Below are 25,818 nucleotides of genomic sequence, written 5' to 3'. Positions count from 1 at the left end.
AGACTTGTTAGTTGCCGCCCATCATGGAGGCGACTTCCGACGCGAAGTCGGGGCCTTCGACCTTCTCGACGCCTTCACCCAGCGCCAGGCGCACGAAGCCGGCCAGGTGCAGGTTGGAGGAGCCCAGTTCCTTGGCCGAGTTGGCGACCAGCTGTTCGATGGTCACGTCCGGGTCCATGACGAACGGCTGCTTGGACAGCACCACGTCCTTCTGGAACTTGTTGATCTGGCCTTCCACGATCTTGGCGATCATGGCTTCCGGGCGACCTTCTTCCTTGGCCTTTTCGGTCAGAACGGTGCGTTCCTTCTCGATGGCGGCGGGGTCCAGGTCGTCGGTATTCAACGACAGCGGAGCGGTCGCGGCGACGTGCATGGCGATCTTGCGGCCCAGTTCGCGCAGAGCGGTCTTGTCGCCCTCGCCTTCCAGGGCGACCAGCACGCCGATGCGGCCCACGCCCGGCGAAACCGCGTTGTGGACGTAGGTCGAGACGACGCCTTCCGACACCGACAGGCGGGCGGCGCGGCGCAGTTGCATGTTCTCGCCGATGGTGGCGATCATGTTGGTCACTTCGTCCTGGACCGTCTTGCCGGCTTCCAGTTCGGCGCCGTGCAGGGCTTCGACCGAGTGGTGGTCCAGACCCAGTTGGGCGAACGACTTGGCGGCGTTCTGGAACAGCTCGTTGCGAGCGACGAAGTCGGTCTCGGCGTTGAACTCGATGGCGGCGGCGACTTCGCCCTTGCCGTCTTCCTTGGACGCGACGGCGACAAGGCCTTCAGCGGCGACGCGGTCGGCCTTCTTGGCGGCCTTGGACAGGCCCTTGGCGCGCAGCCAGTCGATCGATGCTTCGATGTTGCCGTCGTTTTCGACCAGCGCCTTCTTGCAGTCCATCATGCCGACGCCCGAACGCTCGCGAAGTTCCTTCACGAGGGCGGCAGTGATCTCGGCCATGTTCTTCTCCTTGGGGGATTTCGTATGTGGGAACGGCCGGACTGACTTAGCCCGGCCGTGTGTCAGTTCGTCAGGCGGCGCTCAAGAGCGCGAACACCGTCCTGCGGGCGATCAGCCCGTGGCCTTCTCGGTTTCGACGGCGTCGTTCGCTTCCGAAGTGGCCGCTTGAGCGGCTTCGTCGGCGACAGCCGGCTCAGCGGGGGCCAGTTCAGCAGCGGCTTCCAGTTCGGCGGCGACCGATTCGGTGCCGGCCGGCGCGGCGTCAGCTTCGACCGGGGTCGAGGCTTCACGCAGCATGGGCTCTTCCGGATTGATCGCAGCGCCCAGGTCAACGCCCGAGGCCGAAGCGCCGGCAGCCAGACCGTCCAGGACGGCGTCAGCGATCAGGTCGCAGTAGGTTTGGATGGCGCGGGCGGCGTCGTCGTTGCCGGGGACCGGATAGGTGATGCCGTCCGGGTCCGAGTTGGTGTCCAGGATGGCGATGATCGGGATGTTCAGCTTGCGGGCTTCCTGGATCGCGATCGCTTCCTTGTTGGTGTCGATCACGAACATGATGTCCGGGATCGAACCCATGTCCTTGATGCCGCCCAGCGACAGTTCCAGCTTGTCCTTCTCGCGCTCCAGGTTCAGCAGCTCCTTCTTGACGCGGCCTTCGCCGCCGTTCTCGAGGATGCCTTCCAGTTCGCGCAGGCGGGCGATCGAGCCCGAGACGGTGCGCCAGTTGGTCAGCGTGCCGCCGAGCCAACGGTTGTTCATATAGTACTGGGCGCAGCGCTTGGCGGCTTCGGCGACCGGCTCGGCGGCCTGGCGCTTGGTGCCGACGAACAGGACGCGACCGCCTTTGGCGGCGACTTCACGCACAGCCACCAGAGCCTGGTGGAACAGCGGCATCGTCTGCGACAGGTCGATGATGTGGATGTTCGAGCGCGAGCCGAAGATGTAGCGGTCCATCTTCGGGTTCCAGCGGTGCGTCTGGTGGCCGAAGTGAGCGCCTGCTTCAAGCAGGGTGCGCATCGAGAATTCAGGCAGAGCCATGATCGTTCAGTCCTTTTTCCGATCAAACGTGGCGCGGGGGATTAAAGGTCTGACGACCCTCGGAATGGTGCGTCTCAGGATTTCTCCCCGAGTCGCGCCTCACCCGCGTTGCGAAATGCGGGGGCGATGTAGGCCGGATGGGCCGCAATAGCAAGCGTCGCCTCGCCAGACGCAAGAAAGGCGGCCCCTTTCGGGACCGCCTTTGCGAGATAGACGGCGCGTTCCTTACTTCATCGCGTCAAGCAGCGCCTGGGCGCGGTCGCGATGCGCCGTGACGGGCGTTATCAATTCGCGAGCCAAAGTCGCGAGCGCAGGGGCGTCTGTGTTGTCATCAAAGCCATTCAGCAGGGTCAGGGTCTCGTTATGGGCGGCGACCTGCTGGTCCAGATAGACCTTGTCGAAATCGCCCGGCGTGGCGGCGTTCAGATTGTCGATCAGACCCTTGCGACGCTCGTCCAGCGTGGTCGGGATGGCGACGTTGGGCGCAGCAGCCGCGGCGGCCGTTCCAAGCTTCTCACCCGCAGCCGTGTGATCCTTGGTGATCATGGCGGCCAGGGCCTTGACGTCGGCGTTGGTCGATTTGGCGGCGGCGATCTTGGCGGCTTCAAGCTCGTACATGTTGCCGGTGCCCAGGCCGGTGACGAAGCCGTCGACCGTGTTGGCTCCCATGGTCATGGCGGAGGTCTGACCGACGACGCCGGAGGTGGCGTCTTGGGTCGCGTTGACGGCTTCGCTGGTGTTCTGGGCGGCGCTGTCGCCACCCTGGTTACAGGCGGCGAGAAGGGCCAGCGAGGCGACGCTGGCGATGGCGAGATATTTCATTGGAACAGTCTCCCTATGGACTGACCAAACCCATCACGCGCCCGTGAGGTTCCGAAATATCAACAGCTTGGCCATACTACATATGGCGTGGCCTAGGCATCCTCAAGCATCACCACGCCGGGCGCTGACTTGAGTGCACCGCGCAGAGCGCCGTCCAGACGATAGCGGCCCGGCAGCTTCAGTTCGACCTCCTGCCGGCCGTCCAGCGAGGCGATAAGGGAGATTTCCCCGCCCTTGCCGATGGCCCCGGACCGGGCGCGTTCCAGCCGCGCCTTCAAGGCTTCCGCATCGGCGCTGCGGGCCGAGACGTGGATGCGCAGGCCGATGTTGGCGTCGTCCAGAAGATTGTCCATGCGCGAGGCGTCGTCGCCGAAGAAGCGCACCTCCCCTTCCGACGACTTGGCGCGCACCCGCACCATGACCGAGGCGCCCGGCTCTAGAACCTCGCGGCATTTGCGCAGCTGTTCGGGCGGGAACAGGCATTCGAACTCGCCTGTCGGGTCCGAGAAGGTGACGAAGGCGAACTTCTCGCCGGTCCGCGCGCTGGCCCGCTCCTGCTTGCGACGCACGACCCCGGCCATCTGGAAGGCCTCATGACCGGACTCGGCCAGAGGAATGGCCTCGGCGACGAAGGTGACGCGCTTGCGCCTCAGGGCCGAGGTCATCTCGTCCAGAGGATGGCCGGACAGATAGAAGCCGACGGCCGACAGTTCGTGATCCAACCGTTCCGGCCCGACCCAGGGCTCGACGGTCTTCAACCGCGGCCGGCCGACGTGGGCCTGGTCGCCGTCGAACAGATTGACCTGGGACGAGGCGCGCTCGGCCGCCACGCTCTGGCAATAGGCCATCAGAACATCGGCCTGCTCCAGCAACTGACGCCGGTTGGGATGGATGCTGTCGAAGGCGCCCGCCTTGGCCAGGCCTTCCAGCGCGCGCTTGTTGACGCTGCGGGGATCGACGCGTTCCAGGAAGTCGAAGATATCGGCGAAACGTCCGCCCGTCTCGCGCACCTCGATGACGTGTTTCATCGCCTCCAGGCCCACGTTGCGGATCGCACCCAGGGCATAGAGCACCGCCCCCTTGTCGTCGTCCCAGGCCACGTCGAAGTCGGCCGACGATCGGTTGATGTCGGGCGACAGCACCGGCACCTCGAACCGTCGCGCGTCCTGGTAGAAGACCGCCAGCTTGTCGGTGTTCGACAGGTCCAGGCTCATGGACGCGGCGAAGAACTCGACCGGCTGGTTTGCCTTCAGCCAGCCCGTCTGGAACGAGATCAGCGCATAGGCGGCGGCGTGCGACTTGTTGAAGCCATAGCCGGCGAACTTGGCCACCAGGTCAAAGATGGAGCCGGATTGAACCTCGGGCACCGTCTTTTCCAGCGCACCCGCGATGAAACGCGCCCGCTGGAAGTCCATCTCCTCCTTCTTCTTCTTGCCCATGGCGCGACGCAGCAGGTCGGCCTCGCCCAAGCTGTAGCCCGCCAGGATCTGGGCGATCTTCATCACCTGTTCCTGATAGATGATGACGCCGTAGGTCTCGGTCAGCACCTCCTTCAGGCTGGGGTGCAGATAATCGACCTCGGCCCGACCGAATTTGCGGTCGATATAGGTGTCGATCATCTCCATCGGCCCCGGCCGATAGAGGGAGATCAGGGCGGTGATCTCCTCGATGGAGCCGCAACGCATCTTGCGCAGGGTGTCGCGCATGCCCTGGGATTCCAGCTGGAACACCCCGACCGTCTGGCCCGATGCCATCAACTCATAGGTGCGCGCGTCGTCCAGCGGCAGCGTATTCCAGTCCTTGGCTGCGCCGCGTCGTTCAAGATAGGCGCGCGCGCGGTCCAGCACGGTCAGGGTCTTCAAGCCCAGGAAGTCGAACTTCACCAGACCCGCTGGCTCGACCCATTTCATGTTGAACTGGGACGCGGGAATGGTGGAGCGCGGATCCTGATACAGCGGCACCAGCTCGGTCAGCGGCCGGTCGCCGATGACGATGCCGGCGGCGTGGGTCGAGGCGTTGCGATAGAGCCCTTCCAGCTCCAGCGCGGTTTCCAGAAGGGTGCGAACCGCCGGCTCGGCGTCCCTCGCCTCCTTCAGGCGCGGCTCCAGCTCGATGGCCTGGGCCAGGGTGACGGGCGCGGCCGGATTGTTCGGCACCATCTTGCAGAGCCGGTCCACCTGGCCCAGCGGCATCTGGAGCACCCGACCCACATCGCGCAGCACGGCCCGCGCCTGAAGCGTGCCGAAGGTGATGATCTGGGCCACCCGGTCCTTGCCGTAACGGTCCTGGACGTAGTCGATCACCTCCTCGCGCCGCTCCTGGCAGAAGTCGATGTCGAAGTCGGGCATCGAGACCCGTTCGGGGTTCAAGAACCGCTCGAACAGCAGGCCGAACCGCAACGGGTCCAGGTCGGTGATGGTCAGGGACCAGGCGACCAATGAGCCCGCGCCGGAGCCCCGCCCGGGCCCCACGGGTATGCCGTGGGTCTTGGCCCATTTGATGAAGTCCGACACGATCAGGAAGTAGCCGGGGAACCCCATCTGCTGGATGATCCCGACTTCCCAGTCCAGACGGGTCCAGTATTCCGCTTCCGGGAAGGCAGGCGTCACTTCCGTTAGGCGGATCTTGAGCCCCTCGCGCGCCTGGTGGGCCAGTTCGTCGGGCTCGGACCGCCCGGCGCCGGCGTCAAACCGCGGCAGGATCGGCGCGTGGGTGTTGACCAGAAAGGCGCAGCGGCGCGCGATGTCGATGGTGTTGTCGCAGGCCTCAGGCAGGTCGGCGAACAGTTCGCGCATGACGGCGGCCGGCTTGAACCAGTGCTCGCCGGTGATGCGGCGGCGATCTTCCTGGCCGGTGAAGGCGCCGTCGGCGATGCACAGCAGGGCGTCGTGCGACTTCGCCTGGGCGGCCTTGGCGTAATAGACGTCGTTGGTGGCCACCAGGGGCGTGTCGTTGGCATAAGCCCATTCGACCAGACCCGGCTCGGCCCGCTTCTCGTCATCCAGGCCGTGACGTTGAAGCTCGACATAGAAACGGTCGCCGAAGGCCGCCTTCATGGTCGCCAGGGTCGCGGCGCCTTCGGCCTTGTTGCCTTGGGCGAAGAGCGGGTCGACCGGGCCGTCCGGACCGCCGGACAGCAGGATCAATCCTTCAGAACGCGCCACGACATGTTCCCAGGACACGCCCGGCTCGGCCATTTCTCCGGCGTCCAGATAGGCTGACGACGACAGCGCACACAGATTCAGCCACCCGGCGGTATTCTGAGCCAGCACCACCACGGTCGGAACCTTGGCCCAGCGGGCCTTGATCTGGCCGCCGATGCCGAACACCGGCAGGGCGCAGGCCACCAGGGGCTGGACGCCCGCCTCCTTGGCCGTCTGGCTGAACTCCAGCGCGCCGAACAGATTGGCGCGGTCCGCGACACCGACCGCCGGCATGCCCGCATCGGCAGCCAGTTTGCCGACCTTGGCGGCCTTGATCGCGCCTTCCAGCAGCGAATAGGCCGAGCGGACCCGCAGATGGACGAAACCCTGATTGTTCACCGGCTCGCTCAATGCCTTCTCCGACCGCCGGCCCGCTCATTCGCGGCCTAGCCCGCCCTGACTCTCATATCGGGCAGCGATCAACCATCGCAAACCCGCTCTCGGGCGGATGGGCTGTGGATCACTGACTTCAGACGGTCATCGGCAAAAACACCGTCTAATCCGTCTAATTCGTCTGATCTCAAGCGCCGGTGACGTTGATCGCTACGGTCCAGACCATCAGCACGAAGCCACCGCACGACGCCAGCGACAGCATATCTCTCATCAAACGCGGCATGACATTGTCTCCCACCAATCCGATATGTTCCGCTAATGTTCTATGTTGGCTTTTTGTTCTCGTCAACCATCGTGTTTGAAACCATTCGACCGACGCCGTCGTAGTGAGTGGAAACGGAGATCGACCGATGTCTAATCGCACCACGCTCGCCGCGCTCGCATCCCTGACCATCGGGGTGCTGGCGCTCGGCGCACCCCTGCCCCGGCCAGCCGAGGCCCAAACGACGCCGGCGCTTCAAACGGCCATCTTCGCCGGTGGCTGTTTCTGGTCCGAGGAAAAGGCGTTCGACGACGTACCGGGCGTGCGGTCCGCCGTGTCGGGCTTCGTGGGCGGACACACGGCCAATCCGACCTATGAACAGGTCGTGCGCGGCGGCACCGGCCATATGGAAGCAATCCAGGTCACCTTCGATCCGCGCGTGGTTTCCTATCGCGCCTTGGTCGACCGCTACTGGCGCACGATCGATCCGACCGATCCGAACGGACAGTTCTGCGACCAGGGGCTGTCGTATCGCTCGGCCGTGTTCGCCACCGATGGCCAACGCACCGACGCCGTCGCCTCGCGGGACGCCGCCATGCGTGTTCTGAAGAAGAGTTTCACGACGCCTGTCGTCGGCGCCCAGCGCTTCTGGCCCGCGGGCGAAGAGCATCAAAACTACGCCAAGCTTCACGCCGCCAGCTATCAGGCCTATCGGATCGGGTGCCGCCGCCCCGAACGCTTGCGGGCGATCTGGGGCGACGCCGCCGTCAGCTGATCAGTAGGCGTAGCTCAGTAGGCGTGGCTCTGGGCCGCGCGCTCTTCCAGATGCCCGTCCTTCAGGGCGAAGACGCGGTCCATATGGCCGGCCAGCTCCATGTTGTGGGTCGCGATCAGGGCGGCGACACCCGTATTCTTGGCCAGGTCGCGCAGGGATTCGAACACCGACTGGCTGGTGGTCGGATCCAGGTTGCCGGTCGGTTCGTCAGCCAGCAACAGCCGCGGGCCATTGGCGAGCGCACGGCCGATAGCGACCCGCTGCTGTTCCCCGCCTGAAAGTTGGGCAGGTTGGTGCGTCAGGCGCTCACCCAGGCCAAGCGCCGTCAGCGTGACCTCTGCGCGCTTCCTGGCCTCGTCCTGAGTCAGGCCCGCGATCCGCATCGGCAGGGCGACGTTGTCGCGCGCGTCGAACTCGGGCAGCAGATGGTGGAACTGATAGACGAAGCCGATCCGGCCCAGACGCAGGCGCGTGCGCGCGCGCTCGTCCAGATTTCCGACCTGTTCGCCGTCGATGGCGACCGTACCGCTGGTCGGCTTTTCCAACAGGCCGGCGGCGTGCAGCAGCGACGACTTGCCCGAGCCCGAGGGGCCGATCAGCCCGACCAGTTCGCCCGGAAACACGTCCAGATCGACGCCCTTCAGCACGGTCAGGCCGCCTTGCGCAGTGTCATAGGTGCGGGTCAGGCCGCGCACCGACAGGATGGGAGCCTTACTCATAGCGGAGCGCCTCCACGGGATCGATGCGAGACGCGGTCCAGGACGGCGGCAGGCTGGCGATACAGCTCATCAGCAGCGACCAGAAGGTCACCCAGGCCACGTCGGCCGGATCGACCAGCGCCGGAATGGCGTCCAGCATATAGACGTCGGAATCGAACAGCTTGGTCTGCAGCACGAACTCCAGGAAGTGCTGGATCGGGCCGATGTTCCAGCAGAACAGCAGGCCCAGCACCAGACCGGCGATCGTGCCCGCCACGCCGATCATGGCGCCGGCCATGAAGAAGACGCGCAGGATGGACGACGGGCTGGCGCCGATGGTGCGCAGGATGGCGATGTCGCGGCCCTTGTTCTTCACCAGCATGACGATGCCAGAGATGATGTTCATGGCGGCGATGGCGACGACCAGGCCCAGGATGATGCTCATGGCCACCCGCTCGACCTTCAACGCGCCGTAGAAGGCGGCGAGGCGTTCGCGCCAGTCGCTGACGACCGCGCCGGGGCCGGCCGCATCACGGATGGCGGCGGTCAGGGCGCCGACCTGATCGGGATTGTTGACCTTGATCTCGATGGCGTCCCACACGCCTTCCTTGCCGAAGAAGAGCTGCTGCTGCTCCAGCGGCATGAAGATGAAGGCGCGGTCGTAATCGGCGGCGCCCGAGCGGAACAGGCCGCCGACGAAATAGGTCTTCTCCAGCCCGCCCAGATTGCCAAACGCGCTGTCGGCGCCGGTGGGCGAATACAGGGTGACGGGATCGCCGACCCGCAGCCCCATCGAGGTGGCCAAGGCAGCGCCGACCAGAATGCGGTCGCCGCCATAGGGGCCCTTGCCGAACCCGGCGCGCTCCTGCGGCGTCAGGCTGTCGAACACATATTGGGTCTTGGCCAGGTCTTCGGGACGGATGCCCTTGGCGATGGCGCCGGTCGTATAGCTGCCGACGCGGATCAGGCTTTGGGCCTCGTTCAGCGGACTGGCGCTGGCGACGCCCGGCACGGCCTGGATCCGCTTTAGCGCGGCTTCACGGTCGGGAGAGGTCAGAACCGCGCCCTGCACATACATATGCCCGTTGAAGGCCAGCATCCGGCCCAGCAGCTCGCTGCGGAAGCCGGACATGATGCTCATGACGCTGATCAGCACGGCGACGGCCAGCATGATGCCGATGAAGCTGATCACGGCGATGGTGGCGACGCCGCCCTCCTTGCGCTTGGCGCGCAGGTAGCGAAGGGCCAGGCCGATCTCCCACGAGGAGAAGGCGCCGGAAGGACGGGACGGCAGGCTCAAGCGGTCAGCCTTTCGATGGCTTCGGCCAGGGGCACGGAGACCTTCTCGCCGGTGGCGCGGCGCTTCAGCTCGACCACGCCGTCCGCCAGCCCCTTGGGACCGATGGTCAGCTGCCACGGCACGCCGATCAGGTCGGCGGTGGCGAACTTGCCGCCCGGACGCTCATCGGTGTCGTCGTACAGCACGTCCTTGCCGAGTTTTTCCAGCTGGGCGACCGCATCCTCGCAGGCGGCCGAGACGGCCTCGTCATTGGCGCGCAGATTGATCACGACCACGTCGAACGGGGCCACGGCGTCAGGCCAGATGATGCCGCCCGCGTCGTGGCTGGCCTCGATTATGGCGCCCAGCAGGCGCGACACGCCGACACCATAGCTGCCCATGTGGACCTCGGTGTCCTGACCGTCCGGCCCGGCGACCTTGGCCTTCATCGGGACGGAGTATTTCGTGCCGAAATAGAAGATGTGGCCGACCTCGATGCCGCGCGCCGACAGACGGTCGCCCTCGGCGGTCTGGGCCTCAAACTGGGCCGCGTCGTGCATTTCCTCGGTCGCGGCGTACAGGGCCGTGCGCTCGTCGAAAACGGCCTGCAGCGCCTCGGCGTCGAGGTCGTGACCGGGAGGGGCCATCTCGACCAGCTTGCGGTCGCAGAAGACCTCGCTCTCGCCGGTTTCGGCCAGGACGATGAACTCGTGGCTCAGGTCGCCCCCGATGGGGCCGGTGTCGGCGCGCATCGGCACAGCCTTCAGGCCCATGCGGGCGAAGGTGTTCAGATAGGCCGTAAACATCCGATTATAGGCGACGCGCGCCGACGCCTCGTCCACGTCGAAGGAATAGGCGTCCTTCATCAGGAACTCGCGGCCGCGCATGACGCCGAACCGAGGCCGGCGCTCGTCGCGGAACTTCCACTGGATGTGAAACAGGTTCAGCGGCAGCGACTTGTAGGACTTCACATAGGCCCGGAAGATGTCGGTGATCATCTCCTCATTGGTCGGCCCATAAAGCAGCTCGCGCTCGTGCCGGTCGGTGATGCGCAGCATCTCGGGGCCGTAGGCGTCATAGCGGCCGCTCTCGCGCCACAGGTCGGCCAGTTGCAGGGTCGGCATCAGCAGCTCGACTGCGCCTGCGCGCATCTGCTCCTCGCGCACGATCTGCTCGACCTTGCGCAGCACCTTCAGACCCAGCGGCAGCCAGGCGTAGATGCCGGCGGCCTCCTGCTTGATCATGCCGGCGCGCAGCATCAGCTGGTGCGAGACGATCTGGGCGTCCGAAGGGGCTTCCTTCAGCGTGGGCAGGAAAAAGCGCGACAGGCGCATGATCGAAAATCCTAGGCGTAGAGACGGAACAAGGCTTTAGCCGCTGGACCGGGGCGAAAGCTAGGCCGGCGCGTCGTTTAGACGGCCGGGCCGTTGGCGAAGTTGGGCAAGGGCAGCCAGCCGGTGAAGATCAGCACCATGACGAAGACCCAGACCAAGGCCGAGACCCAGGTGGTGGTCAGGAACTTCTTCTTCAGGTTCGGCGTCTTTGGCGCGCCCCACTGGGAGCCGTCGGTCGGCGGCTCATGCGTCTCGCTCGCTGTGCCTAGCGGCAGCACGGCGAACAGCACAGTCCACCAGACGATGATGTAGATGCCGACCATGGTGAAGACGCCGATGGGCATGACGGACCTCTAGGGATGCGGCCGGCCGACGCCGTAGCGGGCCGCCAGATAGGGGGCAATGGCGTGATCCTGAAGGAAGCGCCGGCCGGTCGTTTCGCTGACCTGCGCGTCAGACCAATCCAGTTCACCGTCCAGGATCAGGATGGGGCAGCTTTGATGCGCCTCGCCCACCTGTTCGATCACGGGCGGTCGAGGGCGGGCGTGATCCAGATAGACCACCTCCAGCGCGTCACGCAGTTGTGGGTAGAAGGCCAGCACGCCCTCGACATAGGCGCCCGCAGGACAGAACCAGGGACCGCCCTGATCGTCATGCCAGTCAGGGTTCAAAAGGAAGAGTCGCTCGGCCATCGGCGTGGATATAGCGGAAACGCGGCGAGGGTTGCGACCGCTAATCGCAGGCCGCGCCGAAGCCCGGCGCGCGCAGGGCCAGTAGGATCGACGACCGAGCCTGCTGGGTGATCGCCCCCGACCCTTGCAGCACGCACCCCACCGCCGTGTTGGAGTTGGGCGCCAAGAGACCATAGGTCAGGCCCTCAGCCGCCAGCCGCGCCTGTGCGCCCTTCAGCGTCTCGATGGCCGCGCCGACGCGGGCGGGATCATTGGTGATGCGGGTCATCTCGTGCAGCGCCTCGCCCGAACTGGGGAAGTCGTAGGCGTTCGGACCGAACGGCGCGATCTCGGCGGACAGGCGTTCGGGATGGGTGTCGATGCCGAACTTGGCGTTCTGGCTGGCGGAAAAGGCGATCGCCGGCCCGCTCTCGGGGACCACCAGGATATAGGCGTGGCGCGGAAACAGCAGATATTGCGCCATGAACTTGGTCACCGGCACCAGGGGCATATCGTCCGGCCCCAGGGCGTGGGCGCCGACATAGACGCCCGACGGCACGCTGCGTGCGTCGATCCGGCCGTTCAGCTTCAGGATCCGATCCACCATCACATGGTCGAGCAGGAAGACGCCGTCCTCGGCCTCGCGCTCCAGGAAGGCGTGGATGGCGACGGTGTCGGGCGCCGGCCCCAGATCACGGCCATAGACGGTGGGAAAGGCCGTGGGCGACATGGGCGCGCCGTCCGGCGAACTGAACCACAGGACGCGCAGTTCGTGAACTGTCCGGGACAGCGGATCCTCGCCCCGGAACGTCGACAGGCTGAGCACCAGATTGACGGCGGCGAACAGGGCGACGAAGCCGACCATCCCCTGCCCCACGATCACCGCCCAGCGCCGCCATCCGTGCAACGGATGGCGGGCATGACGCACCCGTTCCAGAAGGCGGCGCGCGCGGGTGGGTTTGTCAGACATGGGTTCCCCCGACCGTTCAGGCGCGCAGAAAATGCGCCCGAACAGTCAAGGTTGCATCAAACGCGCAGGACGACGGTCTCGACGATGGGACGACGATCCCAGATCTGCTGGCTGGCCTTCTTCAGCACGCGAGCCACAGCCTGTTCGATGACCATCTCGTCGTCCAGAGCGTCACCTTTCAGACCCTTGATCACCTGTTCGACCCGCTCGGCCAGCTTGTCCAGTGCATCGCCCAGGGGCGTACCGGTGTCGCCGGGCAGGCCGACGCTGCGGATATCGATATCGCTGGCGATGCGGCCGCGCTTGTCCAGGGCGAAGCTGACGATCAGCACACCGTTGGTCGAGGCGTGGCGACGCTCCTTCAGGGCCTCGCCCTGTTCGGTCACCAGCATGCCGCCGTCGACATAAAGGCGACCGTTCGGCACCTCGTCGATGATCTTGGCAGGGCCAGGCGCCAGGCGGACCATGTCGCCGTTGCGGGGCGTCACGGTCTCCTTGATGCCGATGTCCTTGGCCAGGTTGGCGTGTTCCAGCAGGAAGCGGCGCACGCCGTGGGTCGGGACGGCGATTTGCGGCCGCACCCAGTCGTACATCTGCTTCAGTTCGTCACGGCAGGGGTGGCCCGAGACGTGGATGCCGGGGTGATCCTTCTCGGTGTAGAGGCGCACGCCCCGGTCCGCGAGGCGATCCTGCAGATTGCCGATGGCCAGTTCGTTGCCGGGGATCTGGCGCGACGAGAAGATGCAGTGGTCACCCAGACCCAGTTTGACGACCGGGTGGGTGCCGTCGGCGACGCGCGACAGAGCCGCGCGAGCTTCGCCCTGGCTGCCGGTGCAAAGGTACAGGATTTGGTCGGCCGGCCAGACGCGGGCCTCTTCGTCCGACAGGAAGGGCTTCACGTCCTGCAACATGCCGACGTGTTTGGCCGCGGCCGTGATCTTGTGCATCGAGCGACCGGCCAGCGACACGCGACGACCGCAGGCCTCGGCCGCGCGGATGACGCTGTCCATACGGGCGACGTTGGAGGCGAAACAGCCCACGGCGACGCGGCCCTTCAGGCTGGCGATCAGTTTGGAAATGGCGACGGCGACATCACCCTCGGACCCGGCGACGCCCGGCACGAAGACGTTGGTCGAATCGCAGACCATGGCCAACACGCCTTCGTCGCCCATGGCGCGGATGGCGGGAGCATCTGTCTTTTCGCCGATGATCGGCTGGTCGTCGATCTTCCAGTCGCCGGTGTGGAACACCATGCCCAGGGGAGTGTCGATGGCCAGGCCGCTCGGCTCGGCGATGGAGTGGCTCATGTTGACGAAGGTGACGCCGAACGAGCCCACGTCGACAGTTCCGCCCAGCGGCACCTCGATCACCTCGACCTCGTCGAAGATGCCGCGCTCGCGCAGCTTGTCCTTGATCAGATAGGCGGTGAAGGGGGTGGCGTAGACCGGCGCCTTGATGCGCGGCCACAGCCAGCCGAGAGCGCCGATGTGATCCTCGTGCGCGTGGGTCAGCATGATGCCCTTGATGTTCTCGCCTTCCAGGAAGGCGGGATCGGGCACGATCACGTCGACGCCGGGCGTGGACAGGTCGCCGAAGGTGACGCCGACATCGACGATCAGCCATTCACGATTGTCCGCCGGGCCGAAGCCATAGGCGTTGAGGTTCATACCGACTTCGTCGGAGCCGCCCAAAGGCAGAAAAACGAGTTCGTCTTGGTTTTGCTTTTTCATTCAATCAGTCAAATGGGCGTTACGACGCCAGATTTCGAGGAGGCCGCGAATAGTTAAATCGGGATCGAAGTGATCGATGCTGTCGGTCGCGCCTTCGAACAGGCTGGCGACGCCGCCGGTGCCGATGACGGTCATGGGCCGCGCCCACTCCGCCTTGATGCGCTGGACCAGGCCTTCGATCAACGAGATATAGCCCCAGAAGACGCCGGACTGCATGGCCTCGACCGTGCCCTTGCCGATGACGTGTTCGGGCTTCTGGATGGCGATGCGGGGCAGTTTGGCCGCCGCTTCGTGCAGCGCCTGAAGCGACAGATTGATGCCGGGCGCGATCAGACCGCCTTCGAAGGCGCCGTCGCCGGAGACGATGTCAAAAGTGGTCGCCGTGCCGCTGTCGATCAACAGCAGGTCGCCAGGATACATCAGCGACGCCCCGACAGCGTTGACCAAGCGGTCGGCCCCCGCCTCGCTAGGTTTGGCGATCCGCACCTCGATGCCCAGTTCAGCGTTCTCGCCGATCACCAGGGGTTCGATGTTCAGATAACGCCGCGCCAGGTTACGCAGGTTGAAGATCGACTGGGGCACGACGCTGGAGATGATGCAGCCGCTCAGGGCATCGAACTCCAGCCCCTTCATCACCATCAGCTGGTTCAGCCAGACGGCGTATTCGTCCGCCGTGCGGCTAGCCTCGGTCGCGGCGCGCCATTGGGCGATCCAGTCCGAGCCGTCGTGAACGGCGAACAGCGTATTGGTGTTGCCCTGTTCGATGGCCAGCAGCATCAAGCGGCTTTCCCGAAGAAGACGTCGCCAGCGGAGATCAGCCGAACAGAACCATCAGCGAGACGCAGGCGCAGCGCACCGTCCGGCTCGACGCCCTCGGCCAGACCTTCCAGAGTCTCATTGTCCAGACGCGCGGTGCACGGGCCGTTCAGCCCGGTCAGGCGACTGGTCCAGGCGTCCAGCACCGGCTCGAACCCCATCGTCTGCCAGCGGCCCCACCAGACGGCGAAGGTCTCGGCCAGGATTTCGGCGGCGGCCTCGATGGGCGGGACATAGGCGAGGTCGGCGCGCAGGCGTGCGGCGATGGAGGTCGCGCCGCGTTCGGTGCCTTCGGGTGCATGGGCCAGGTTCACGCCGATGCCGACCGCCAGCCACAGATCACCGTTCGCGTGAGCGCCGGACTCGACCAGGATGCCGGAGACCTTCACGCCGTCCAGCAGAACGTCATTGGGCCATTTGATCGACACCAGGGCCGGCGAGACGAACACGTCCAGCAGGTCGGCGACGGCCAGGGCCGCCACGAAGGTGGCTTGAGCCGCCTCGGCCGCCGACTTGGGCGTGGTGACCAGCAAAGTGGCGGCCAGGTTGCCCTGATCGCTTTCCCACTTGCGACCGCGACGCCCGCGACCGGCGGTCTGACGCCGCGCCACGATCCAGCGCGGCCCCGCCTCCCCGGCCTCGGCGAGGCGGCGCGCCTCGGCGTTGGTCGAGTCGATCTCGTCGAGGATAACCAGGGGGACGGGCGACAACGCCCTACCCGTTCCCGAAGCCGGCGCTCGCAACCTTGGTCAGCGGCTCCAACCAGGTCAGACCCACGATCACCAGCGGGAAGGCGAAGGCGGCGCAGGCCCAGCCGATCCACTTGGCCTCGACCGGCGCGGCATCCGTCGCGATGTCGTCCACGGGCGCATCGAACCACATCAGCTTGAGGATGCGCAGATAGTAGAAGGCGGCGACGACCGAAGCGACCAGACCGGCGGCTGCGACCGGCCAAAGGCCCGCATCGGCGGCGGCGCCGAACACATAATACTTGCCCCAGAAGCCCGAGAAAGGCGGCATGCCCAGCACCGACAGCGACAGGATGGTCAGGGCCACGGCCGTCAACGGACGATCCTTCTTCAGACCCGCGAGGTCGGCGATTCGACGGATCGGACGGCCCGACTTGGACAGGCTGAGCAGGATGGCGAAGAAGCCCAGTTGGTCGATGACATACAGGGTCATGAACATCAGCATGGCCTGCAGACCTTCGGCGGTGCCCGCCGCGATGCCCAGAAGCGCATAGCCGATATTGGCGATCGACGAATAGGCCAGCAGGCGCTGGATGTCCTTCTGCGCCAAGCCGCCGAAGGCACCGACGACGAAGCTGATCAGGGAGATGGCGATCAGGACCTGGGACCACTGGGCGTGGGCGTCGCCGAAGCCGTGCTCCAGCGCGCGGGCGATCAGCACCATGGCGGCGACCTTGGGCGCCGTGGCGAACAGGGCCACGACAGGCGTCGGTGCGCCCTCATAGACGTCGGGCGTCCACATGTGGAACGGCGCGGCCGAAACCTTGAACGCCAGACCGCAGATCAGGAAGACCAGGCCGAACACCAGGCCGGGACCGGGGTTGTCGGCGGCGAAGGCGGCGATGTCCTCGAACCGCATCGACCCGGCGAAACCGTAGATCAGGCTGGAACCGTAGAGCAGCAGGCCAGACGACAGGGCACCCAGAACGAAATACTTGAGGCCCGCTTCCGACGCCTTGACGTCGTTGCGGTGGAAGGCGGCCAGCACATAGAGCGCCAGCGAGTGCAGCTCGATGCCGACATACATCGAGATCAAGTCGCCCGAGGACGCCATCATTCCCATGCCGACCGAGGCCAGCACGATCAGGACCGGGTATTCGAACTTGGCGATACGCGTGCGCTTCATCCAGCCGTCGCCCAACACGACCGCCACGGCGGCCGAAAGATAGATCAGGCTCTTGGCGTAGATGGCCAGCGGATCGGCGACATAGGCGCCGTTGAAGGCGACGCCCCACGGGCCGACGATGGAGATGACGGCGGCGACGATCAGCAGCAGGACCGACAGGATCGAGACCAGCCGGGCGCTCTTGTCGCCGATGAAGGCGCCGACCATCAGCAGGACCAGGGCGCCGACCGCGAGGGTGACTTCCGAGGCGGCGAGATGCAGGGCGGAGGACAAATCAGGCATTATGGTCTCACCCGCCGATCGCGGCGCGATACGCGCTGGTCAGGGCCTCGACGGCGGGCCCGGTGTAATCGAGGACGGAGGCCGGATGGACCCCCAGCCAAATGGTGCCGATGATCAACGGCACGAACAGCAGCAGTTCGCGCTTGTCGATGTCGGTGATGGTCTCGAGCTTTGGATTGGTGATCTCGCCGAACATGACCGCCCGGTACAGGGTCAGGGCATAGACAGCGGAGAAGATCACGCCCGAGGCCGCAACCAGAGCCGCCCAGGTCGAGGCCTGATAGGCGCCCGTCATGGTCAGGACTTCACCGACGAAGCCGGAGGTGCCCGGCAGGCCGACGTTGGCCATGGTGAACATCAGGAAGATGGCCGCATACCAGGGCATCCGCGACGTCAGGCCGCCGTAGAAGGCGATCTCGCGGGTGTGCATCCGGTCGTAGACCACGCCGACGCACAGGAACAGTGCGCCCGAGATCAGGCCGTGGCTGATCATCTGGAAGATGGCGCCCTGCATGCCGACGTCATTTCCGGAGAAGATGCCCAGGGTGACGAAGCCCATGTGGGCGACGGACGAATAAGCGATCAGCTTCTTGATGTCCGTCTGACGCCAGGCGACCAGCGAGGTATATACGATGGCGATCACCGACAGGGTGAAGACCAGCGGGCGGAACATCTCCGACGCCTGCGGGAACATCGGCACGTTGAATAGGATGAAGCCGTATCCGCCCAGTTTCAGCAGGATGCCGGCCAGGATGACCGATCCCGCCGTCGGCGCCTGGACGTGGGCGTCGGGCAGCCAGGTGTGGACCGGCCACATCGGCATCTTGACCGCAAACGAGGCGAAGAAGGCCAGCCAGAGCAAAGGCTGAACCGCCGGGTCGAAGGCGTATTGCTTCAGCTCGGGGATGCTGGTGGTGCCGGCCTCGTGCGCCATCCACAGCATGGCCAGCAACATCAGGACGGACCCCAGCAGGGTGTAGAGGAAGAATTTGTAGGCGGCGTAGATCCGGTTCGCCCCGCCCCAGATGCCGATGATCAGGAACATCGGCACCAGCGTGCCTTCGAAGAAGATATAGAACAGGAACAGGTCCAGCGACGTGAACACGCCGATGACCAGCGTCTCCAGCACCAGGAAGGCGATCATATATTCGACGACGCGCGTCTCGATCGACTTCCAGCTGGCCAGGATGCAGATCGGCATCAGGAAGGCGGTCAGCAGTACGAACAGGATCGAGATCCCGTCGACGCCCAGATGATAGCTGGCGCCCGCGAACCACGGGACCATCTCGACGAACTGATAGCCGGTGTTCGACGGATCGAATCCGGCGACCAACCCGACCGACACGGCCAGCGTGACCAGGGTCGTGACCAGGGCGATCCAGCGCGCGGCCGGAGCGGCGGCGTCGGCCGACTTGAAGGTCAGCCGGGCGACGAAGAGCGCCAGGGCCCCGATCAGGGGCAGGAATGTAACGAGGCTCAGGATGTAGGGCACGAGATCAGGCTCCCCACGCGAGGATAGCGAAGGTGAGCAGACCGGCGACCCCCAGCAGCATCACGAAGGCATAATGATAGACATAGCCTGACTGGATCTTGGCCAGTCGAGCGGCGGATTTCAGCGACACCCAGGCAGCGCCGTTCGGACCGAGACCATCGATGATCTTCACGTCGAAGATCTTCCAGAAGAAGTCCCCGATGGCCTTGAAGCCGCGCACGAAGACGAAGTCGTACAGCTCGTCGAAATACCACTTGTTGTAGAGGAAGCGGTAGATGACGCCGTTCCGCTCGGCCATGCGACGGCCCATGCCCTCGCGAGCGACGTAGATCCAGTAGGCGAAGGCCGTTCCGGTCAGCGTCAGGATCAGCGGCGACCACTTCACCCAGGTCGGAACGTCGTGGCTCTCGTGCAGGACGTGGTTGTGTTCGCCGGTGAAGATCGCTCCACGCCAGAACTCGCCCTCGTGGTGGCCGATGAAGTGCGGCGCGAAGACGAAGCCGGCGGCGACGGCGCCGACCGACAGCAGGATCAGCGGAACCAGCATGACCCACGGGCTCTCGTGCGGCTTCAGCGGGCCATGATGGCCATGGTCGTCGTGGGCGTGAGCGTCCGTGACCGGCTCGGAATGGGTTTCCAACTGGGCGTGCGAAACGTGATCGTCTGCATGATGCGCATCGCCCTCTTCCTTCCACACGGGCTTGTTGTGGAAGGTCATGAAGACCAAACGCCACGAATAGTAGGCCGTCAGACCGGCGGCGATGATGCCGACGAAGAAGGCGAACAGACCGATGGCCGAATGACCCGAGGCCGCCGAGGCGTAGGCGCTCTCGATGATCGAGTCTTTGGAGTAGAAGCCGGCGAAGCCGCCGACGCCGGGGATGCCCAGCCCGGTGATGGCGATGGTGCCGATGGTCATCACCGCATAGGTGACCGGCAGCAGCTTCCACAGTCCGCCCATCTTCCGCATATCCTGCTCGTGGTGCATGCCGTGGATCACCGAGCCGGCGCCCAGGAACAGCAGGGCCTTGAAGAAGGCGTGCGTGAACAGGTGGAACATGGCGGCCTGATAGGCGCCGACGCCTGCCGCGAAGAACATGTAGCCCAGCTGCGAACAGGTCGAATAGGCGATGACCCGCTTGATGTCGTTCTGCGTCAGGCCGACCGTGGCGGCGAACAGGGCCGTGATCGCGCCGATGATGGCGATGATCTGCGACGCGCCCGGCGCATACTCATAGATCGGCGACAGCAGGCAGACCATGTAGACGCCGGCGGTCACCATGGTGGCGGCGTGGATCAGCGCCGACACAGGCGTCGGCCCTTCCATCGCGTCGGGCAGCCAGGTGTGCAGGAAGAACTGGGCCGACTTGCCCATGGCGCCGATGAACAGCAGGAAGCCGGCCAGATCCAGCGCGGACCACTGGACGCCCAGGAACTCCCACGTCGTGTTCGCCTTGGTGGCGATCATCGGGAACAGTTCGGCGAACTCGATCGTGCCGTACATCCAGAAGATCGTCATGATCCCCAGGACGAAGCCGAAGTCGCCGACGCGGTTGACGACAAAGGCCTTGATGGCGGCGGCGCTGGCCGTCGGTTTCTTGAACCAGAAGCCGATCAGCAGATAAGACGCCAGGCCCACGCCTTCCCAGCCGAAGAAGATCTGCATGAAGTCGGCGGCCGTCACCAGCGCCAGCATCATGAAGGTGAACAGCGACAGATAGGCGAAGAAGCGCGGCCGGCTGTCGTCCTCGGCCATGTAGCCCCAGGAATACAGGTGGACCAGCGAAGAGACGCTGGTGACCACAATCAGCATGGTCGCCGACAGGGCGTCGATGCGGATCGACCAGGCCGACTGGAAGTCGCCCACATTGATGAAGGGCGCCAGGCGAATGGTGAAGGGCTCCAGATGGCCCCAGGTCCATTGCCCGAACACTGTCCAGGCGACGGCGCACGAGAAGAACAGCAGGCCCGTCGTGACGGCCTGCGACGGGATGTTGCCAAGCCGACGACCGAAGAAGCCGACGATGGCCGCGCCCAGCAGCGGGGCGAAGATCCCGAGAATGACGAGGGTATGGAAAGTCACGCTCAACCCTTCATCACGGAGGCGTCGTCGACGGCGATGTCGCCGCGGTTACGGAAGAAGGTCACTAGGATGGCCAGGCCGACGGCGGCTTCGGCCGCGGCGACGGTCAGGACGAACATGGCCATGATCTGCCCGCTGATGTCGTTCAGATAGGTCGAGAAGGCGACGAAGTTGATGTTCACCGCCAGCAGGATCAGCTCGATCGACATCAGGATGATGATGACGTTCTTGCGGTTCACGAAGATGCCGAACACACCAATGGTGAACAGGATCGCGGCGACCGTCAGATAGTGGGTCAGTCCGATTTCCATCAGAGAAGCTCCTCGGCGCTGACGCCCTCGCCCGTCGCAGCAGGCTTGATCTCGACCGACTTGCGACGGTCGCGGTTGACCTGATCGCCGGGGTTCTGGCGTTTGATATGCGGCTTGTGGCGCAGCGTCAGGGTGATGGCGCCGATCATCGCGATCAGCAGCACGATCCCGGCCGCCTGGAAGAAGTAGACGTAGTCCGTGTAGAGCACGCGACCGATGGCCTCGACATTGGTGACGCTGGCGTCCGGCGCGCCCGGCCCCGGCAGGCCCGCCGCCGCCCCGCCCTGGACCACGGCGACCGAGACGATGATCATTTCCACCAGCAGCACGGCGGCGATGATCGCCCCCAGCGGCAGATAGCGCGCGTAACCTTCGCGCAGCTTCAGGAAGTCCACGTCCAGCATCATGACGACGAACAGGAACAGCACCGCGACCGCGCCGACGTAGACGACGACCAGCAGCATCGCCAGGAACTCGGCGCCCAGCAGGACGAACAGACCGGCCGACGAGAAGAAGGCCAGGATCAACCACAGCACGCTGTGCACGGGGTTGCGCGCGGTCACGACCAGAAGGCCGGAAACCGTGGCGACCGCCGCCAGCAGATAGAAGGCTATGCCTTGCAGCATGTCGGGACGAAGCCCCTTTCGTATCGGCCGCGACCCTCAGGAAGGAATCGCCAGCCCGTTTGCGTGAGCGCCTTAGCGGTAAGGCGCGTCGAGTTCCAGATTCTTGGCGATCTGCCGTTCCCAGCGGTCGCCGTTATCGAGCAGGCGTTGCTTGTCGTAGAGCAGCTCCTCGCGCGTCTCGACGGCGAATTCGGAGTTGGGGCCTTCCACGATGGCGTCCACCGGGCAGGCCTCCTGGCACAGGCCGCAGTAGATGCATTTGACCATGTCGATGTCGTAGCGCGTGGTACGGCGGCTGCCGTCGGCGCGCGGTTCGGCCTCGATGGTGATGGCCTGAGCCGGGCAGATGGCTTCGCACAGTTTGCAGGCGATGCAGCGTTCCTCGCCGTTCGCATAGCGGCGCAGCACGTGTTCCCCCCGGAAGCGCGGCGACTGCGGGTTCCGCTCAAACGGATAGTTCACGGTCATCTTGGGCCGCGCCATATATTTCAGCGACAGTCCGATGGCGCCGATGACGTCCAGCATCATCGCGCCCTTGGTCGCCTGGACGATACGGGTGAACATCAGGGCTTATCCTTGGGGGCGGGCGTCGTCTTGGGGGCGGTCTGGGGAGCGGTCTGGCTGGCGCGCCAGTCCTGTTCGATGCGGTCCTGGCGTTGCTGCCACTGATAACTCGACTCGGGCATGCGCGTATTGTCGGGCGCGCAGGCGGCCGTCAGGGTCAGCATGCCGAAGGCGATGACAAGACCCTTCATCACGATCCCACCACGAACACGCGCCACGCCGAGACGATCACGACCGCCACCAGCGAGGTCGGCAGGAAGATCTTCCAGCCCAGGCGCATCAGTTGGTCATAACGATAGCGCGGCACGAAGGCCTTCACCATCGAGATGCAGACGAACCAGAACACGGTCTTGGCCATGAAGGTCAGCAGATAGATCGTATAGGCGATCCACGCCGGCAGATTGTCCATCCAGGCCTGCGGAACGCCGGGATTCCAGCCGCCGAAGAACAGCAGGCTGATCATCGCCGACATGAAGACGATGTTGACGTATTCGCCCATCATGAACAGCAGGTACGGGGTCGAGCTGTATTCAACCTGATAACCGGCGACCAGTTCGGACTCGGCCTCGGGCAGGTCGAACGGCGGGCGGTTGGTCTCGGCCAAGGCCGAGATGAAGAAGATGATCGACATCGGGAACAGGATCACGACCAGCGGCCAGGTGTCGGCGCCGCCGCCGAAGCCGTACCAGTTCCAGAACATGCCCTTCTGGCTCTCGACGATGGCCGACAGGTTCATCGTGCCGGCCAGCAGGATCACATTGATGATGATCAGGCCCAGCGAGACTTCATACGACACCATCTGCGCCGCCGACCGCAGCGACCCCAGGAACGGATACTTCGAGTTCGAAGCCCAGCCGCCCATGATGATGCCGTACACGCCCAGCGACGAGACCGCGAAGATGTAGAGGATGCCGACGTTCAGGTCCGACACCACCCAGCCGGGCGCGAACGGAATGACCGCCCACGCCATGAAGGCCAGGATCACGGTGATGATCGGGGCGATGATGAAGACCGCCTTGTCCGCGCCGGCCGGGATCACGACCTCCTTCAGCACGAACTTGATCATGTCCGCAAAAGACTGAAGCAGGCCGAAGGGACCGACGACATTCGGGCCCTTACGCATCTGCACGCCCGCCCAGACCTTGCGGTCGGCCAGCAGCAGGAAGGCGACGGCGATCAGCACGCCGACCGTGATCAGCAGGACCTGACCGACGGTGATCAGCGTCCAGCCCAGAGGCGTGGCCCAGAAGGAAACGGGGTCCATGGCTTACTCCGCCGCCATTGCGACCGGGGCGATCCGCAGGGCGGACAGCTCGGCCATCGTCGCGCTGGCGCGCGCTATCGGATTGGAAAGATAGGGATCGGTGATCGCCGAGGTGAACACCCGGTCGCCCAGATCGCCCTTGGCGCCGAGGGCCGTCACGTCGAACGACGCCGGCGACGGCAGATAGTCGATCCGGCCGAAGGTCGGATGATCGCCCATCAGCTTGGCGCGCAGCTGCTCCAGCGTGTCGTAAGGGAGGGTCCGATCGACGCGAGCCGACAGGGCGCGGATGATGGCCCAGTCTTCCTTGGCCTCGCCCTTGGGGAAGACGACACGTTCGGCCATCTGCACCCGGCCTTCGGTATTCACATACAGGCCGGCCTTCTCGGTGTAGGCCGCACCCGGTAGGATCACGTCCGCGCCGTGCGCCCCACGGTCGCCGTGGCTGCCCAGATAGACGCGGAAGGCGTTCGAGCCGGTCGGATCGACCTCGTCGGCGCCCAGCAAGAACAGCACGTCCAGCGCGTCCGGCTTCAACATCTCGGCGACCGTCAGGCCGCCTTCAGCCGGCACGAAGCCCATGTCCAGACCGGCGACGCGCGATGCGGCGTGGTGCAGGACGTTGAAGCCGTTCCAGCTTTCGGTCACGACGCCGACCTTTTTCGCCAAGGCGCCCAGGGCGTTCAGAACGGCCGGGCCGCCCTCCCCGTTCAGCGCGCCGGAACCGACGATGATCGCCGGACGCTCAGCCTTGGTCAGGAAGTCCATCGCCGACTTGGGCAGCTTGCCCAGGGTCTGCGAACCGGCGCCCAGATAGGCGTAGTCGAAGGTCAGATCGGCCTGTTCGCCGATCAGGCCGATCTCGACGTCGCCCTTGATCCAGCTCTTGCGCAGACGGGCGTTCAGCAGCGGCGCCTCGATGCGCGGGTTCACACCCACGATCAGGATGGCGTCAGCCTTTTCAATACCTTCCAGGCCGGTGTTGAACAGCCAGCCCTCACGCGGGCCGTAGCCCAGAGCGGCGCCGTCCTGGCGGCAGTCTGTATTGTTCGAGCCGAGCGCGCGGAACAGGTCCAGCGTCGCCTTCATCGACTCGGCGTCCTGCAGGTCGCCGGCGATCACGCCGATACGGTCGGCCGGGGCGGCCTTTAGCTTGGCGGCCACGGCGTCCAGCGCCTCGTTCCACGACGCAGCGCGCAGCTTGCCGTTCTCACGGATCCACGGACGGTCCAGACGACGCGCAGTCAGGCCGTCGACGACATAGCGGCTCTTGTCCGACAGCCACTCCTCGTTGATGCCCTCGTTCACGCGCGGCAGGACGCGCATCACTTCGGACCCGCGGAAGTCGGCGCGGATGTTCGAGCCCAGGGCGTCCATCACGTCGATGGTTTCGGTCTTCTTCAGTTCCCACGGACGATAGTGGTACTGCCACGGACGGTGCGTCAGGGCGCCGACCGGGCACAGGTCGTTGACGTTGCCCGACAGTTCCGAGGCGACCGACTTCTCCAGATAGGTCGTGATCTCGGCGTCCTCGCCCCGCGAGATCATGCCGATGTCCGGCACGCCGGCGACTTCGGTGATGAAGCGGACGCAGCGCGTGCACTGGATGCAGCGCGTCATGAAGGTCTTGATGGTCGGACCCATGACCTTTTCTTCGACCGCGCGCTTGTTCTCGGCATAGCGAGAGCCGTCACGGCCATAGCCCATGGCCTGGTCCTGCAGGTCGCACTCGCCGCCCTGGTCGCAGATCGGGCAATCCAGCGGGTGGTTGATGAGCAGGAACTCCATCACCCCTTCGCGGGCCTTCTTGACCATCGGCGTGTCGGTGAAGATCTCCTGACCTTCGGCGGCCGGAAGCGCGCACGACGCCTGCGGCTTCGGCGGTCCGGGCTTTACCTCGACCAGGCACATGCGGCAGTTGCCGGCGATGGACAGGCGTTCGTGGTAGCAGAAGCGCGGAATCTCTTGTCCAGCGCGCTCGGCGACCTGGAGCACGGTCATGCCGGGCTCGAACTCGGTTTCTACGCCGTTGACCTTGGCGACGGGCATCAGCGAGCCTCTTGCTTGGCGGCGGGAGCCGCCATTTGTACATCTACGGACATCGGTTGACCGTCGCGGAACAGGCCCACGCCGTCGCCGTCTGCCCGGCATTCGAATTTCAGCACGCCACCATCGACCGGCGCGCGCCACGACACTTCAGCCGCTTGTTCGCCGTTGGCCTTGAAGGTGACAGCGTCACCCCCTTGACCGAACATGCGGTTCACCACGTCACGACAAGCCGACTGCAGGTCAGCAGGAGCCACCGCTTTTGAAACCGGCGCAGCCTCGACCTCGGCCGTAGCCGAAGCCTTGGGCGCCGACGTCGCCTGAGGCGCAGCCTTCTCCCCATCGCCGCAAGCGGCGAGGGTCGGCAGGATCAGCAGCAGGGCGGCGACGAGACGCAT

At 65.2% G+C, this 25,818-nt stretch carries 24 protein-coding genes; 1 reads left to right on the top strand and 23 read right to left on the bottom strand.

What is annotated here, in order from left to right:
* Positions 1-7: 7 nt before the first annotated feature.
* The 4 genes from tsf to dnaE all read right to left on the bottom strand — a co-directional run bounded on the left by tsf (position 8) and on the right by dnaE (position 6,360).
* Positions 8-949 carry a translation elongation factor Ts gene (gene tsf / locus CHRYSEO8AT_RS14410; protein WP_135195904.1) on the bottom strand — a complete coding sequence of 314 codons (942 nt, stop codon included), beginning with the start codon at positions 947-949 and terminating at the stop codon, positions 8-10.
* 111 nt (positions 950-1,060) lie between these two features.
* A complete protein-coding gene (rpsB, locus tag CHRYSEO8AT_RS14405) occupies positions 1,061-1,984 on the bottom strand; it encodes a 30S ribosomal protein S2 (protein ID WP_159851153.1) in 924 nt (307 codons plus the stop codon).
* A gap of 225 nt (positions 1,985-2,209) precedes the next feature.
* Positions 2,210-2,806, bottom strand: a complete 597-nt coding sequence (locus CHRYSEO8AT_RS14400) for a DUF4142 domain-containing protein (protein WP_159851151.1) — start codon at positions 2,804-2,806, stop codon at positions 2,210-2,212.
* 92 nt (positions 2,807-2,898) lie between these two features.
* On the bottom strand, positions 2,899-6,360 hold the full coding sequence (dnaE, locus tag CHRYSEO8AT_RS14395; RefSeq protein ID WP_159851149.1) for a DNA polymerase III subunit alpha: 3,462 nt from the start codon (positions 6,358-6,360) through the stop codon (positions 2,899-2,901).
* Positions 6,361-6,752: 392 nt separating this feature from the next.
* Between dnaE and msrA the strand changes: the two genes are divergently transcribed.
* Positions 6,753-7,379 carry a peptide-methionine (S)-S-oxide reductase MsrA gene (gene msrA / locus CHRYSEO8AT_RS14390; RefSeq protein WP_159851147.1) on the top strand — a complete coding sequence of 209 codons (627 nt, stop codon included), beginning with the start codon at positions 6,753-6,755 and terminating at the stop codon, positions 7,377-7,379.
* A 14-nt stretch (positions 7,380-7,393) separates the two neighbouring features.
* On the opposite strand, the gene CHRYSEO8AT_RS14385 is transcribed toward msrA, so the two are convergent.
* From CHRYSEO8AT_RS14385 to CHRYSEO8AT_RS14295, 19 genes are all read right to left on the bottom strand, one after another.
* Positions 7,394-8,098 (bottom strand): ABC transporter ATP-binding protein, encoded by a 705-nt coding sequence (locus tag CHRYSEO8AT_RS14385; protein WP_159851145.1) that lies wholly within the window; start codon positions 8,096-8,098, stop codon positions 7,394-7,396.
* Positions 8,091-9,377, bottom strand: coding sequence for a lipoprotein-releasing ABC transporter permease subunit (locus CHRYSEO8AT_RS14380; RefSeq protein WP_159851143.1), 1,287 nt, complete (start codon positions 9,375-9,377; stop codon positions 8,091-8,093). The genes CHRYSEO8AT_RS14385 and CHRYSEO8AT_RS14380 overlap by 8 nt, the downstream gene beginning before the upstream one ends.
* On the bottom strand, positions 9,374-10,690 hold the full coding sequence (gene proS / locus CHRYSEO8AT_RS14375) for a proline--tRNA ligase (RefSeq protein WP_159851141.1): 1,317 nt from the start codon (positions 10,688-10,690) through the stop codon (positions 9,374-9,376). Before proS ends, CHRYSEO8AT_RS14380 begins: the two co-directional genes overlap by 4 nt.
* Before the next feature lie 77 nt (positions 10,691-10,767).
* Positions 10,768-11,034 (bottom strand): DUF1467 family protein, encoded by a 267-nt coding sequence (locus tag CHRYSEO8AT_RS14370; protein WP_159851139.1) that lies wholly within the window; start codon positions 11,032-11,034, stop codon positions 10,768-10,770.
* A 9-nt stretch (positions 11,035-11,043) separates the two neighbouring features.
* Positions 11,044-11,382, bottom strand: a complete 339-nt coding sequence (locus tag CHRYSEO8AT_RS14365) for a DUF3088 family protein (protein ID WP_159851137.1) — start codon at positions 11,380-11,382, stop codon at positions 11,044-11,046.
* Positions 11,383-11,422: 40 nt separating this feature from the next.
* Positions 11,423-12,331 carry a hypothetical protein gene (locus CHRYSEO8AT_RS14360; protein ID WP_159851135.1) on the bottom strand — a complete coding sequence of 303 codons (909 nt, stop codon included), beginning with the start codon at positions 12,329-12,331 and terminating at the stop codon, positions 11,423-11,425.
* Positions 12,332-12,387: 56 nt separating this feature from the next.
* The gene (locus CHRYSEO8AT_RS14355; protein WP_159851133.1) at positions 12,388-14,061 is read right to left on the bottom strand and encodes a ribonuclease J; all 1,674 of its coding nucleotides are present in this window, start codon (positions 14,059-14,061) and stop codon (positions 12,388-12,390) included.
* Complete coding sequence (locus CHRYSEO8AT_RS14350) at positions 14,062-14,841, bottom strand: type III pantothenate kinase (protein WP_159851131.1); 780 nt, start codon at positions 14,839-14,841, stop codon at positions 14,062-14,064.
* On the bottom strand, positions 14,838-15,587 hold the full coding sequence (locus CHRYSEO8AT_RS14345; protein ID WP_159851129.1) for a biotin--[acetyl-CoA-carboxylase] ligase: 750 nt from the start codon (positions 15,585-15,587) through the stop codon (positions 14,838-14,840). Before CHRYSEO8AT_RS14345 ends, CHRYSEO8AT_RS14350 begins: the two co-directional genes overlap by 4 nt.
* A gap of 4 nt (positions 15,588-15,591) precedes the next feature.
* A complete protein-coding gene (nuoN, locus tag CHRYSEO8AT_RS14340) occupies positions 15,592-17,034 on the bottom strand; it encodes an NADH-quinone oxidoreductase subunit NuoN (RefSeq protein ID WP_159851127.1) in 1,443 nt (480 codons plus the stop codon).
* A gap of 7 nt (positions 17,035-17,041) precedes the next feature.
* The gene (locus tag CHRYSEO8AT_RS14335) at positions 17,042-18,526 is read right to left on the bottom strand and encodes an NADH-quinone oxidoreductase subunit M (protein ID WP_159851125.1); all 1,485 of its coding nucleotides are present in this window, start codon (positions 18,524-18,526) and stop codon (positions 17,042-17,044) included.
* A gap of 4 nt (positions 18,527-18,530) precedes the next feature.
* Positions 18,531-20,609 carry an NADH-quinone oxidoreductase subunit L gene (nuoL, locus tag CHRYSEO8AT_RS14330; protein ID WP_159851123.1) on the bottom strand — a complete coding sequence of 693 codons (2,079 nt, stop codon included), beginning with the start codon at positions 20,607-20,609 and terminating at the stop codon, positions 18,531-18,533.
* Between the two features lie 2 nt (positions 20,610-20,611).
* Positions 20,612-20,920 (bottom strand): NADH-quinone oxidoreductase subunit NuoK, encoded by a 309-nt coding sequence (gene nuoK / locus CHRYSEO8AT_RS14325; protein ID WP_159851122.1) that lies wholly within the window; start codon positions 20,918-20,920, stop codon positions 20,612-20,614.
* Positions 20,920-21,546: an NADH-quinone oxidoreductase subunit J gene (locus CHRYSEO8AT_RS14320; protein ID WP_159851120.1), complete on the bottom strand. Its 627-nt coding sequence runs from the start codon at positions 21,544-21,546 to the stop codon at positions 20,920-20,922. Before CHRYSEO8AT_RS14320 ends, nuoK begins: the two co-directional genes overlap by 1 nt.
* A gap of 72 nt (positions 21,547-21,618) precedes the next feature.
* Positions 21,619-22,110, bottom strand: coding sequence for an NADH-quinone oxidoreductase subunit NuoI (gene nuoI, locus CHRYSEO8AT_RS14315; RefSeq protein ID WP_159851118.1), 492 nt, complete (start codon positions 22,108-22,110; stop codon positions 21,619-21,621).
* Positions 22,110-22,301 carry a hypothetical protein gene (locus CHRYSEO8AT_RS14310; RefSeq protein ID WP_159851117.1) on the bottom strand — a complete coding sequence of 64 codons (192 nt, stop codon included), beginning with the start codon at positions 22,299-22,301 and terminating at the stop codon, positions 22,110-22,112. The genes nuoI and CHRYSEO8AT_RS14310 overlap by 1 nt, the downstream gene beginning before the upstream one ends.
* Positions 22,301-23,374: an NADH-quinone oxidoreductase subunit NuoH gene (gene nuoH, locus CHRYSEO8AT_RS14305; RefSeq protein ID WP_159851115.1), complete on the bottom strand. Its 1,074-nt coding sequence runs from the start codon at positions 23,372-23,374 to the stop codon at positions 22,301-22,303. Before nuoH ends, CHRYSEO8AT_RS14310 begins: the two co-directional genes overlap by 1 nt.
* A gap of 3 nt (positions 23,375-23,377) precedes the next feature.
* Positions 23,378-25,423 carry an NADH-quinone oxidoreductase subunit NuoG gene (gene nuoG / locus CHRYSEO8AT_RS14300; protein ID WP_159851113.1) on the bottom strand — a complete coding sequence of 682 codons (2,046 nt, stop codon included), beginning with the start codon at positions 25,421-25,423 and terminating at the stop codon, positions 23,378-23,380.
* On the bottom strand, positions 25,423-25,818 hold the full coding sequence (locus CHRYSEO8AT_RS14295) for a hypothetical protein (protein ID WP_159851111.1): 396 nt from the start codon (positions 25,816-25,818) through the stop codon (positions 25,423-25,425). The genes nuoG and CHRYSEO8AT_RS14295 overlap by 1 nt, the downstream gene beginning before the upstream one ends.

It is taken from the genome of Brevundimonas sp. G8 (genome assembly GCF_902506205.1).
Classification (GTDB): Bacteria; Pseudomonadota; Alphaproteobacteria; order Caulobacterales; family Caulobacteraceae; genus Brevundimonas.
This window is presented reverse-complemented; position numbering and strand designations above follow the sequence as displayed.